Origin of the sequence: Pseudomonas sputi, assembly GCF_021603585.1 — a bacterium.
GTDB lineage: Bacteria > Pseudomonadota > Gammaproteobacteria > Pseudomonadales > Pseudomonadaceae > Aquipseudomonas > Aquipseudomonas sputi.
Genome location: NZ_BQHI01000004.1, coordinates 69769 through 83064, shown reverse-complemented (window position 1 = coordinate 83064; position 13296 = coordinate 69769). Strand labels below are relative to the sequence as shown.

8 protein-coding genes are annotated in these 13296 nt (G+C 60.0%); 5 read left to right on the top strand and 3 right to left on the bottom strand.

Features of this window, described 5'->3' with window-relative positions:
• The first annotated feature begins 26 nt into the window (after nucleotides 1–26).
• Nucleotides 27–344 carry an ElaB/YgaM/YqjD family protein gene (locus L6D81_RS07240; RefSeq protein WP_236178483.1) on the top strand — a complete coding sequence of 106 codons (318 nt, stop codon included), beginning with the start codon at nucleotides 27–29 and terminating at the stop codon, nucleotides 342–344.
• Nucleotides 345–401: 57 nt separating this feature from the next.
• Here the strand turns inward: L6D81_RS07240 and L6D81_RS07235 are convergent, their stop codons facing one another.
• A complete protein-coding gene (locus tag L6D81_RS07235) occupies nucleotides 402–1433 on the bottom strand; it encodes an Ldh family oxidoreductase (RefSeq protein ID WP_236178482.1) in 1032 nt (343 codons plus the stop codon).
• 206 nt (nucleotides 1434–1639) lie between these two features.
• On the opposite strand from L6D81_RS07235, the gene L6D81_RS07230 reads away from it, so the two are divergent.
• Entirely contained in the window at nucleotides 1640–6385 is a 4746-nt protein-coding gene (locus L6D81_RS07230) for a dermonecrotic toxin domain-containing protein (protein ID WP_236178481.1), read from the top strand.
• A gap of 59 nt (nucleotides 6386–6444) precedes the next feature.
• Here L6D81_RS07230 and L6D81_RS07225 read toward each other — a convergent pair whose 3' ends face one another.
• The gene (locus tag L6D81_RS07225; RefSeq protein WP_236178480.1) at nucleotides 6445–6714 is read right to left on the bottom strand and encodes a PepSY domain-containing protein; all 270 of its coding nucleotides are present in this window, start codon (nucleotides 6712–6714) and stop codon (nucleotides 6445–6447) included.
• Nucleotides 6715–6867: 153 nt separating this feature from the next.
• Here L6D81_RS07225 and L6D81_RS07220 point away from each other — a divergent pair, with 153 nt between their 5' ends.
• On the top strand, nucleotides 6868–7869 hold the full coding sequence (locus tag L6D81_RS07220; protein ID WP_236178479.1) for a FecR family protein: 1002 nt from the start codon (nucleotides 6868–6870) through the stop codon (nucleotides 7867–7869).
• Between the two features lie 63 nt (nucleotides 7870–7932).
• On the opposite strand, the gene pvdQ is transcribed toward L6D81_RS07220, so the two are convergent.
• Nucleotides 7933–10269 carry a bifunctional acylase PvdQ gene (gene pvdQ / locus L6D81_RS07215; RefSeq protein ID WP_236178478.1) on the bottom strand — a complete coding sequence of 779 codons (2337 nt, stop codon included), beginning with the start codon at nucleotides 10267–10269 and terminating at the stop codon, nucleotides 7933–7935.
• A 411-nt stretch (nucleotides 10270–10680) separates the two neighbouring features.
• Here pvdQ and L6D81_RS07210 point away from each other — a divergent pair, with 411 nt between their 5' ends.
• Both L6D81_RS07210 and L6D81_RS07205 read left to right on the top strand, forming a co-directional pair.
• The gene (locus L6D81_RS07210; RefSeq protein WP_236178477.1) at nucleotides 10681–12828 is read left to right on the top strand and encodes an S-type pyocin domain-containing protein; all 2148 of its coding nucleotides are present in this window, start codon (nucleotides 10681–10683) and stop codon (nucleotides 12826–12828) included.
• A gap of 2 nt (nucleotides 12829–12830) precedes the next feature.
• Nucleotides 12831–13091, top strand: coding sequence for a bacteriocin immunity protein (locus L6D81_RS07205; RefSeq protein ID WP_236178476.1), 261 nt, complete (start codon nucleotides 12831–12833; stop codon nucleotides 13089–13091).
• Nucleotides 13092–13296: the final 205 nt, after the last annotated feature.

Genomic DNA, 13296 nt, shown 5'->3' with positions numbered 1-13296 from the left:
TCCATTCACCTGCAAGGAGTCACCCAATGGCCCGGAAAACCGCCGTTCAAGCCGCCGAAGAACAAATCAAGGACCAGGCCTTCAGCGAACTTCAGGCGCTGATCGAAGAGTCGGAAAAACTGCTCAAGAGCAGTGCCTCACTGGTCGGCGAGGAAGCGGAGACCCTGCGCGGGCAAATCGCCCAGAAATTGCAGCAGGCGCTGGATTCGGTCACCCACGTGCGTGATCGCACCAAACCCGCGGTAGACGCCACCGAGAGCTACATCGGCGGGCACCCGTGGCAGACCGTGGCGATCTCCGCCGGTTTCGGTCTGGTGGTCGGATTGCTGCTTGGTCGCCGCTGAGCGTGAACCAAAAAGGCGAGCCCTCGCAGGCTCGCCTTTTTCATGTCCGGCAAACACTCATTCGCCGGCCAGTTCTCGCAACTGTGACAGGGTCTGTTGATCCAGCTCGATTCCTTTGGCCAAAGACTTGGCCCGCTGCAAATGCCGCCGATCTCCCGGCAAGCGCTTGAGCCCTACCCCGTGCATCTGCCGCACAAGTTCCTGACTGCGTTCGGCAAAGCTTTGTCCGGCGGTCTTGCTCGGGTCGATGACGATCAGCAACTGACCGGTCCACGGGGTTTTGGCCCCCGGATGGTTCTTCCAGTCGAATTCGAACGAGAAATTGCCGCCGGTCAGCGCGGCGGCCAGCAGCTCGACCATCATCGACAGCGCCGAGCCTTTGTGCCCGCCAAACGGCAGCAACGCGCCGCCTTCCAGAATCGCTTTCGGGTCGCAGGTGGGCTGGCCGAGGCTGTCGACGCCCATGCCCGCCGGCAGTTTGTCTCCCTTGCGCGCGGCGATCTGCACGTCGCCATGGGCAATGGCGCTGGTGGCCAGGTCGAACACGATCGGCGCACCATCGGCCCGGGGCGCGGCAAAGGCGATCGGGTTGGTGCCGAACAATGGCCGGTCGGCGCCGTGCGGCACCACGCAGGTCATGCTGTTGACCACACTCAGCGCCACCAGGCCTTCGTCGGCGAAAGGCTCGACGTCCGGCCACAACGCGGCAAAGTGATGGGAATTGCGGATCGCCAGCACCGCGATCCCGGCGCTGCGGGCCTTTTCCACCAGCAGCGGCCGTGCAGCCGCCAGCGCAGGTTGAGCAAATCCATTGCCGGCATCGACACTGACAAATCCTGAAGCCACGTCTTCGACGTTCGGCACGGCCTGACCGTTGACCCAGCCGCTGTTGAGCGTCGAGACATATCCGGGAATCCGGAAAACCCCGTGACTGTGGGCGCCGTCCCGCTCGGCAGCGGCGCAATTGGCGGCCAGCGTTCGGGCGACTTCGGCCGAGGTGCCGTGACGGGTGAAAATCGTTTCCAGCAGTTGAGTCAGCTCGTCCAGGGACACCGTGGACGAGACCGCATGATCGTGAGGCGCAGACATCTGAAGCTCCAGAATAATTATTGGAGGGAACAACAGCGAACGGACAACCCGCAACCGGATTAACCACATGCAGCCGGCAACCTGTCAACCCTGGCATGCGCAACGACCCGGACGCGATATGTATTTACCACCGGCACCAGGCAGCGTTTTTTTAGCCTTGGGTTTCGATCTATCCACGCGTGCAAACGCCCTTATCGAGACTCGAGATGCCAGCCCCCACGCCACCGTTGTTATTCCCCGAAACCTTCGACTCACCGAGCCTGTGGCCCGAACTGGGCAAGGCCCACGGCCTGAGTGAAAAGGATTTGCGATGGCTCGGCCATGCCAGACTGGCATCCGACGCACTGCGTCGCCAGCAAGACCCATCCATGGTTATCGAGCGTGTTCTGCTTCCCATCGCCGGCGAGGCGCCCGTGCCATTGGCTGGCGCCTTTGTCATCGGTGAAACGCCGGACGACAGGGGGCTGATCCTCTACACCCCACTGGCGGGCATCCAGAAGTTCCACAACCGTGCCGACTTGAAAGAGCGGCTCGAACGACGGCTCAACGACGTCGATGAGCAGGATAAACTGCTGGCGTTCCTGGCCTTGCACCAGCGCCAGCGATTACAGGGCGCGGAGCGTATTTCAATGACGCTCACCCGCTTCACCGGTGACGTCTTCGCCGAGCAATTGGCTGACTTTCGGCAGAGCCTGCTGCTGAATGCCGGCACAATGTGCGAGGAGCTGAAAAAGCTTCCGACACTGAGACAGCTCCTGGAGGCGCTGCTGGATGAACTGCTCCAGCCTCACTTCGGGTCATTGCCGCAAAGCCGCACTCAAGTCAGCTTCAACCGACTGGCCGACCTCATGAGCCTGAGTGACGCCGTACTGATGTACTACCGCCACCAGCATTGGCCAACCGAACAGCCGCCGCACTTTTCCAATCCGGGAAGAACACCGGCCACCGAAGATCAGGCGCACTGGGAGAAAGCGGTCATACACGCTGCAAGCAAACTGCCAGCGCTGTTGTTCCGGCATTTGGAGCGTTATTGGGAAGCGCCATCCGCCCTCGGACTGTCGCGACGCACCCTGTTTGGCCAGGCGCTGGAAGATCAGGCGTACAGCGAATGGATGTCCAGGCGCGAAAGCGGCGTTATCGATGCCGGGCAATTCAACACGCTGCAGCAATTGATCCGGCCGGTCGCTCAGGCCGCACGCTTTCCAGTCGTGGAAAACGTGCGTCTTTGGGAGCGCGAAGCCAATTATGTGGAACTGGCGGGCTCACTGATGATCAGCGAGCCTCATGCCTTTCTCTACACGCCCGCTCACGGCTTGCAACTGCTCAAGGACTACAGGGATCTCAAGGACACGCTGAGGGCAAAATTCCTCGCCAGGGGCCACGAAGACGAACTCTATGGCCTGCTGAGCCTGGACGAACGGAATCGTTTTCTCGGATTCGGCCAGCCGCAAGTGACCGGCGAGCGGATTGTCGGTGACATTTTCAGGATTCTGTTCGAGTCGATCATCACCAAACAACGGCAGAACATCGAATATGCGCTGCAGGTCTTTCGCCACAGCGACGGAGCCGTGAACCTGCACGCCCTGTTCGACAAGAGCCTGGACATCCGCTCGATGATCCATGAACGGCTGCAGCAAATCGATGCGGGCGGACGCTGGAGCACGCATCCAGTGATTGCCGGCAACCAGCAACCTTCCGTGGTGCTGGCGGACAAGGCGCTTGCAGCGATCAAGACGTTCGATTCGGTGGCTGCGCCAATCCTCGAGCAACTTAAGGCTCAGCCGATGGCGAACCTGGCGATCCAGCGCTATTGGCTCGAGCGCCTGAAACCGGATCTGGCCCAAGCCTGGTTCGTGGGGGTCAATGGTGAAGCCAGGCTCCGGTCGCTCACCGGCTCCCTGAGCCCCTCGGTGCAGGCTATTGTCAGCAATGTCATCAATGCCGATCAGCCGAGCCGTGCGCAGCGCTCCGCCCTCAACGGCTTCCGCCCGGACGCTTACGCACTGACGCTTGAATGCGCCGCCCGCCAGATTCCGGTGCCCCTCGCCCACTGCGTCTTCATCACCGAACGTGGCGGGCTCGACGAACAACACTCCGGACGCGCCGTGTTGTGGACCCCGGCCCTCGGGCTGGAGGTTTTCGATACCGTAGCCGTCGCCCGGCAGGTATTGAACCGGCGCCTGGGGGACAGCGACCAGTGCCTGTTCCTGCTGGAAAACATCGCCCCCTCGCAGTACCAGCCCCATCGACGGTACAGCCTGGGACCGTTTCAATACATCGATGGCAATGTATTGCACGAGCGCATGCAGTCCACCCTCGAACACTATCTGGACCGTTGCCAACAGGTGCGCGAACGGATCAGCGACGTCACCCGCCGTGACAGGGCACTGGCAGCATTGCGCGGTGCCTGCTTGCCCACCAACCTGCCGCTGGCCAGCGCCCACGCCCGGGCAATCGCTACCCAGCAGACACTTCCCGCCTGGCTGGGCATGGCACCGGTCCGGGAACAGAAGCGGCATGTCGAGCTGCTGGAACAGTGGTACCGGAGCGTCACTGACGACAAGGACTACCTGTCCGGCGTACCGTCCCTGGTTGAACATGTCGAGCAGACATTGAAATCAATGTTCGACAGCCGCTTCCCCGGTAACCGGCTGGCCCCGCATGAGATCGAGATCACCCCCAATCTGGCGTTGGCCGGCCCGGCGCGGCCTCTGGCGGAGTTTGCCCTGAATCACATCAACGTTGCCCAGGGCACCGGTTTCAGGATCACCTCGAAAAGCGCCAAGACTTTGCCGGCCGGACTGGATCAAACCGCCGTGACGCAAATGCTGCTGTCACTGGCGATACCGACCACCTACGCCCGGAAAGTGATGCAGGCGCTGTCGGCGAACACCCCCGAAAGCCACGCGCGCAAACAACGTTTTTTTCGCCAGCTCCCCTGGCAGCTGCTGCAACATGCCCATGCAGCCAAACTGCAGCAACATCTCTCAGACAATGCCTTCGGCCTGATCCATCAGGTCCTGGACATGCCCGACGCCCTTGCGCGCGCAGCCGTGCCCGGCGCCCATGCCATCGCCAGCCCGCTGGCGCTGATCAAGACTGCCGGGGCAACTGCCGTATTCGTTCAGGGGATGTATGTTTTCACTCCCGGCAAGGGGCACAAGGGCCCTCTGGTGCTCTATACGCCGTATGCCGAGCAGGTTTTCCAGGAGTTCGAGGACGAAAAAAACCTGATTGCAGCCCTCAACATGCCCGGTCTCTTGCAAGACCTGCTGCTGCGCCGTCTGCCTGACAGCGAACGAGCGATATTGCGCAACCTGCTGATGTCGTCCATTGGCCAGACCAGCGAAATGAAACTGGCCATCCATGCAATTGAAGGACATCTGCTGGAGGAGCTCTACAACGACAATCTTCTGCTTCTGGAGCAGCAGTTGGGCACCCAGAAAAACCCTGAATCGCAATTCGACTGGGAGACAGCGAAAATCCTGTTCAGTCAGGAAATAAGGCAGCTCAGCGCTATGTTGCCCGGCAAGCTGGGCTACATTCCTGTTCTCTGGAAAGCCTATGACGACTTCAAGGACTCCGCCGAAGCCCTGCAGAATCACCATTGGAAACGGGCGTTGAAGTCGTTTATCCAGGGCGCCGAGCAAATGGTTCTGGTGGGCTTGCTACCGCAGGCATCGGGCGCAACGCAAGCCGTTGCCGACGAAGTTCAAGCGACGGCTGACACCGCGGAACTGGCCAGCATTGACCTGACGTCACCCGCACGCACATCGCTGCAATCGTTCGAAGTGACAGACGTTGCGCTCAAGGATCTGAAGTTCAATCCGAATCAGGGCACCTACCTGCAAATATCGCGCAACCGCCATTTTGCAGCGGTTGATGGCAAGGTGTATCCGGTCGTCAAAAGCGGTAATGCCTGGCGTCTGGCAGACAGTGTGATCCAAGGTCCGCTCTTCCAGAAAAACGGCCCTCGCATGGTGCGAGTCGCCGATCACCAGACCGTTCACTACGGCCAGGCATTCGGCAGACTGGTCGAACGCCAGAACACCACCTACATGCGCCGCACAATGCTCAATATCGAAGCGCAGGGGATGGATGAAATCCGCATCAGGTTTCCTCTCAAAGCCCGGGCGCTGGTGAATGCCATCGACCAGGCACGACGCTACGCCTTCTATTGCCTGCATAACCTGGTCCCACTCGCCAACGGCGCCCTCCATTCACGAGTGAACCGTTTCCTGAAGGACTTTTTCAATGTGCCGACGGTCACGCTGGAGCTTCTCTCCAGGATCAACGCGGCCATTGTGCCGATCTGCAACGCGCTGGTGGACCCATCCGATGAACTGCTCGACACCGACCGTTTCGTCGTCGGCTCCAACAAATTGCTGCACGATGTCATCGCTTTTGTGCTCGACGGCGATGCGCGGAAGCGGGTGCACTTCACCGAGCATTTTTTCCAGCAACAGCTGGATCATTACAAACCCTTTATTCTCGAGCCGTTCGATGTAGATGGCCATGCGCAGGCATCCACGTTGATACACGAGTTTTCCCATCAGTTCAGCAAGGCACTGGATATCATTACCCTCAGGGCGCGGGAGCCGTTCAGCGACTTGATATCGACGATAACCTCTGGTGGTTTGGCGTTATACAACGACCTGGTCTCCGACCAGCAGTCAGCCCTGTCTCTGAGTACACCGCGTGCCAGGTTGTTCGCCGAGTGGAACGCTGTCCTCAAGACCTGGGTCGATTTCGACAAGGTACCGGGCATGGAACTGATCCACGCAGAGATCCTGCGTCTGACCGGCGCCCGGAACCTTCGTGAGGCGCGCGATGCGTTCCTCGACCAGCAATCTGCAAACGCACGCACCGCTGTCATCCTGCGCAACGCCGATTCCATAGCCCGTCTGATCTGTGAAGTCGGCCGCCAGCTGGATCCTGTGCCAGCCCCCTGAAACAGGCAAAAAAATGCGCAGGCTCGACACCTGCGCATTCTGGGCCACAGCGTTCGGGATCAGTCCTTTTGATCGCGCAAGACATTGCCCGATGCACCGTCGATACGGAATTCGTAAACCACACCGTCAGCCTTGCGCCCTTCACCTTTCCAATAGCCGTCGTTGTCGGCCTCGATTTCATAAACCTCGACATACCCGGCCTTGGTCTTGGCGGTTTCGATGGCCTTCTCGATCGTGATCCATCCTGCGCCGGGACGGTCGGCCAGCGCCAAACCGGCACTCAGAAGGCTGGCTGTTGCGACGAAAGCGGCCAAGGTTTTTTTGATCATTTTTCACTCCATATCCGGATACTGTTTACGGGACATCCTGATTTTTTGGGGGCGATTGAACGAAAAAAGTTCAATGTTTGATGGGCAATTGCCATGACCTTGTTCTCGGCGCCTTCCCCTCAAGGTTAGAATGCGGGAAATCAGGACGAGTCAATGACCCAGAACACCCTCTCGGAAGCCGAATACGATGCGATCACCGATGCCGCCGCGCATTGGTGCATGCGTCTGCACGCCGTTGACTGCACCGCTGAAGAGCGCATGGCGTTTGAACAGTGGCGTGATGCGCACCCGCTTCACGCATTTGAATACGAGGCGATGCTGGAGATCTGGGACGTTGCCGAGCACCTGCCGCGTCCGGAACCCGCACCGGTCGTGCCGATCCGCCAACCGGTCAGATCGTGGCGCCAGTACGCAGCGGCGGCTTCTGTCTGTGCACTGGCTTTGCCACTGGCTGCCTGGGCCGGCTGGAACCTCGGCTGGTTGCCCGACCGTTATCAGCATTTCGCGGCCACCGACAATGTCCGCCATGTCACTCTGGATGACGGCAGTCAGGTCGAGTTGAACCTCAACACCGAGCTGACCTACAGCAATTACAAGGACGAGCGTCGCGTCACCCTGAAAAAGGGCGAGGCGTTCTTCGAAGTTAGCCATGACCTGAGCCACCCGTTCATCGTCAGGGCCGCCGAAGGCCGGATTCGCGTGACAGGCACCCGCTTCAACGTCTGGATGTATGAGGATCAAGTGAAGGTGAACCTGATCGAAGGTTCCGTGTTGGTGACCAGCAATTCCCGACCAGGCGTTGATGGCTTGCGTCTGGGCCCTTCGATGCAGGCACGTTACAAACACGGCGATGACATGCCGCAGATCAGCCAGACCTACGCCAATGACAACTCGCTGGCCTGGCGCAACGGCAAACTGGTGCTCGACAACCTGCCGTTGAGCGAAGCGCTGCCGCAGATCAACCGCTACCTGGCCAAACCCCTGATGCTGGCCGACAACGCCACCGGTTCAATCCGGGTGGGCGGCATTTACAACATCAAGGAGTTGAACAGCTTTGCCAGTTCGCTGCCGAAAGTGTTGCCGGTGTTCCTGACCCGCAACAAGGACGGCAACCCGGTGATCAACCCGATGCCGCAGCAACCTCCCAAAAACTGAAGGCCGTTCCCGTAAGGGCGCGGCCTTCTGCTTTGGCGGCTGTCGCCGGGTTGAAACCGCTGATTAATGCGCCGCGACGTTCCCCGCTTTTTCCAGATCATCGCGCACGGTTTGCACCTGATACTGCGGATCGGCCTTGATCTGCTGTTCGGTGAACGGCAACACACTCCATTGTTTCTTCGAGAAGGCTTCGGTCTGATCCCGGGAATACTTCGACGCCGGATCGCTGGACAGCGAGAACGCCAGCAGCCCCTCGGCATGTGGCCCCTTGTCGTCGAATGTCACGACCTGCAGGTAACTGGTGCCGCTGACCACTTCCAGCTTGCCGTCCTCACGGGGCACACTCTGAATGGCGTTATAAATGCCCAGCGTCCCCGGGCCACCGTGGATCGGCGTTTGCTGACCACCGCTGCTGACCACCTGCACATCCCCCCAGCGGGTGTTGGCGGTCAGGCCCGTTTTTGCCGCCGATTCGGCCGATGCCAAAATGGCCTCGCGCAGTGCCTTGGCCACTTCAGGCTTCTCAACGGCCAGCCCCCTCGGGGTGTGTTGCGCATCCTTGGGATCGAACGCCACGCGCCAGGCCTGCGGTGATTGCTGCATCGCTTGCATGATGTTCTGGAAATGCACCAGACCGATGCCCGACTCCAGATTCGCCCGACCGTCCCATGCCTTGAGACTGCCGCACACCGATTTCAGCGCGGCCTCAGACTGTGAAGCACAGAACTTCAGCAAGTCCGGCACCACCTGGGTCGCCAGGAACACCTGATCGTCCATCACCATGCGTTGCAGATCCTGCACCGAGACCGGGCCTTTTTTGCTCAAGGTTGCCAGACGATCCAGCGCAAAGCGCGAGCGCAGGCCCAGCGGTTGCCCGTCCTGACTGATCAGCGGCGAGAAGCCGGTGAGCGGTTGCGCCGGGTTGGCCAGCCAGGCCGAATCGTTGGAATGCTGGACGAAATCCTTGCGCAACAACTGCGGCAGCTGACTGGCGGCGTAAATGCCCTTCTGCGCAGCTTGCGGGTCGATGTCCCAGGCGCAGGCGCTGTTGGAACCGTCGAGCACGATCATTTGCAGGCCGATGCGCGGGTCGCTGCATTTGGCCAGTTTGTCGGCACCGACGTTCGGCACCACCGACAGGTTCATGTACAGCGTCTGGCCCTTGTCATCCACCACCAGGGTATTGACCCACGGGATGCCCTGGATCGTGTGCACCGAATCCTGCAGATCCTTGAGATTGCCGGCGCGGTTCATGGCGTACCACTGTTTCAACACTCGGTCGTTGTCGAGGTTGGCATCGCGCAGGCTATAGGCGAACTGATTGTCCCAGTCGAGCTTGCCGGGCCACTGCACGATCGGGCCGAACTGCGAGCTGAAGATATCCCGCGACACCGGTACCACTTGGCCGTCCGCCTGCTTGACCTGCACCGTGACCGTCTGTTTGTTCATCGGCAAGGACTGGCCGTCGAGCAGGTAACGGGTCGAATCCTTCGGATCGAGCTGCAGGCGATACAGGGTGAAGTGCTTGGACGAGTCGACGGTGTGAGTCCAGGCCAGGTGTTGGTTGAAACCGATATTGATCATCGGCAGGCCCGGCAGCGCTGCGCCCATCACATCGAGCTTGCCGGGAATGGTCAGGTGCATCTGATAGAAACGCATGCCGCCGACCCACGGAAAATGTGGGTTGGCCAGCAGCATGCCGCGACCATTGAACGAGCGCTCGCTGCCCACCGCCACGGCGTTGCTGCCGCGGTCCAGGGCGAAGCGTTGCTGGCGCGTGTCCGCCAGTTGGTAAGCCTTGGCATCGTTTTCGATCTGCGCAGTGGCCTGCGGCGATGTTGCGCCTGCCAGGGCTTCGGCGAACTGACCGACACCGCCCTCGACCAACAGGCGGCGGGTCAGCTTCACCAGGTCTTCGGCGGCGATATCGCGCACCCATTCGCCCTGGCACTGTTGCGGCAGTCCCTGCTGGCGACGCTCGGCCAGGTAACGGTTATAGCCGGCGGCGTAACCCTCCACCAGATCACGCACTTCGACCGGCTGCGCCTGCCAGAAAGCACTTACCGCCTGCGGCGTATTGAGCCATTGGAAAAAGACGTCGCTGACGCGGTTCTCGCGCTCTTCGACCGTCAATTGTTCCGGCCCGAAGTACCGCGAGCGCTCGCCGTTGACCGTCACGATCTCGTTGGCCAGCAGGCACAGGTTGTCCTGCGCATAGGCGTAACCGATACCGAACCCGAGACCGCGTTCGTTTTCCGCGCGGATGTGCGGTACGCCAAAGCCTGTGCGACGGATATCGGCGCCGGTCTGGCTGGAAGGGCTGAACGCCTGTGCCGGCAGACTCAGCCCGAGAAACAGGCCGGCAAGGGTCAGTCCGGTGAATTGCCTGGAAATAGTCACGCTCGCTCCTGATCGAAATGCCGAAGAGCGAACCGCCCGCCTCCGTGAACACGTCGGGCCCGGCTCGCTCTGAAATCACCCACGCGTCACGCGCAATGAGCCTTTCCAGATAACGAAGCCGTGGAAAAAAATTTAGGGCTCGTTTCAACGAGCAATGCCCGGCTACCGCAACCGACAAGAGAGCATCTGCGAGAGGTATCACCTGCTTCTGTAGGAAACCTCTCATAACTCACAAGAACGCGCCTCAGTCTCCCCCCCTTCGCCGAAAACGCCTTCGTCATCAAATGTAAACACCCACACATCTCTCGGAAACAGCCTCGGCGGCTTCGCTGTACCTTGAAAAACGCAAGAAGTGAAAGGAAAAACTTCCGGCGTTAATCAAGAACACCGCACATTCAAAAGGATATGAATATGCTGCAAAAACCACCGCCCTGGGAGTGGGACGTCGCCGTCCATACGACCGCACCTGCACCACCGGGCACGCCCGTAACACCGCCGACCGGCACCACGCTGCCGAACAGCGGTCCGTTCGGACCGCCACGAAACACCAACGTCTACCAGCACGCACTGCATGTCTTTACGACGCGGCTTGACACTGAATATCAGTTGAAAGCCGGCAACATTGCGCAAGCCATTGAAGCGGATCTTGCAGCAGCGCGACTTGAAGAGTCGACGCACCCATTGCCACCGGTAGCCGCGATTCTGCGGGAACTGGGCGTACGCAGCCGGGTTATCCAGAGAAAAACCGCGGAGCTTCAACGCCAGACAGTGTTGTCACACGGTTTTTTCGGCAGCGACCCCACCCACATCACGGTCTCCCAGTTTCTTGCACGTGCCCAGGCGCTGGATAAACACCTGGCGCCTGACGGTCCGGCACTGACCTTGTGGAGGCAATCATATCGGGCTGCGTTCGAAGCGAGGTTGCTGGCGCAAACCGTTGCGGTTTTACATCAACAACAAGTCAACGTGCACAACTGGCTGGTTGCCGTTCAAGCCAGTGATCAGGCGCAGGCTGCAGCCGCTGAAGCGGCACGCCAGGCAGCGGAGCACGCCCGGATCGTCGCCGAGCAGCAACGCCAGCAAGCGCTTGCAGAAACCGCACGAAAGCAGCGAGAACAAGAAGAACAACGAGTTCGCGAGGAGCAACGGCTGGCGGCGCAGGCACAAGCCCAGCGGGCGGCCGTGGAGCAGGCGCGTCTGGCTGCAGAGGCCGCAGCCCGCCACTTGGCTGCCGAGCAGTCCCGTCTGGAGCAGCTGGCGCAGGCCGCACGCGAAGCCGAGCAAATCCAGAATCAGCAAAGGGCGGAAAGCGCGCTGCTGGAGGAGCAACGCAAGGCACGACAAAGAGCCAGAAGAAAGAAAAAACGCGAGCATCGACGGGCCGCTCGGGCCGAGGCCCGATACCTTGCGGATCAGGCACGGGTTCAGGCGCAGGAACAGGCAAAATCCGTAACGCCCCTGCAAAGTCCGGGAATGGCGAACAGCGGCTCAATGGCCGCGTTCGGCCCGCAGTTTGCCGGTACACAGGGCACTGTCTCGACCAGCCGCGCCACTGCATTGGCGCTCAGGAGCGCCTTGCGCACGGCGGTCTCCATCACTGCAACAGCGGTGACGGTTTCCGCCGCCCCCGTCCTGGTCGGATTCGCCGCCCTTTTGCTTCCCGCTTCACTGGGCAATGGTGATCTCTACTGCGCAAGCGTTCCACTGTCGGAACTCGCTCCGGACCTGACAGCCGATCTTTATGAGTTGGCAGCCAGCGGAGGGGAAGTCGACCTGCCGTTGAGGCTCGCTGCCAGAACCTCGGGCAAACAGACCGAAATGGCGGTTGTCAGCACCGACGGCGTCACCGTTCCTGCCAATGTGCCCGTAAGGCTGGCCCGGTTTGATGCGACAAGAAATGTCTACGTTTCCGGCAGTGTCGATGCCAAGGGCGGCCCAACCCTCACGTGGACGCCATTGGTCGAGCCACTGGATTCATCGACAGATCTGCCGTACCACGATACGAATTTGCCGGTTTACAAGGGCGCGACGATCACTGCGCACAGCGGACGGCTGGATCCGTTTCCGCAACTGGATCTGTACGGCCTCGGTGGATTCATCACCGTGTTCCCGATCGAATCCGGGATCCCTGCGACGTTCACAATGTTCCGGGATCGGCGACTGGATCCGGGGGTTGTCAGCGGAAACGGGCAAACCGTGGCCGGGAGCTGGCTGGGGGCTGCCTCGACCCCCGAGGGTGCACCAATTCCTGCGCAGATTGCGGATACACTGAGGGGGCGGGAGTTTTCGAGTTTCCGGGCGTTTCGCAGGGCTTTCTGGAAGGCTGTGGCTAGCGATGAACGACTGAGTGGCGAGTTTAAAAGGCTTAACCGAATTGACATGAGGGATGGGTTGTCTCCGAGTACCGATCCAGCAGAACACGCAGGTAAAAGGAAGAAAATGGAAATCCACCATGCCAATCCCGTCAGTGAGGGGGGTGCCGTCTACGACGTGGACAACCTCCGGCTGATGACACCTAAGCAACACATCAGAGCCCATTCAAAGAACGGAGAACTGTGAAAATGACCCTGAAGGACAAGCTCGAAAAGTACACGGAAACTGAATATCTGGCGGTAATTGAACGCTTGTTCCAAGGTAAATTTCGATCTGAAAGAGAGCATGATGCTTTCGTCGACAACATCGTCAGCACGTCAGAACACCCAAACGGCACTGGCGTTTTGTACTACCCGGAAGAAGGTGTCGAAGACAGCCCCGCCGGAGTGCTCAAAGCCATTAAAGAATGGCGGGTAGCCAACGGGAAGCCGGGGTTCAAACCTGAATAACCGAAGGGGCGACCGCCTGGAACGTTGAGGACCCGTTTTTGAGGCCGCTGCACTGGCAGCGGCTTTTTTATGCTCGCTCCGCGAGCCAGACACTCAGACGCCCCTTGACTGATCATGCGCGAAAAAAATAAACCCGTTGGTTGGCGGTTTCGCCCAGTAATCACAGGCAAACGACAAAACCACGACAAATTTTCTACATTTTTCG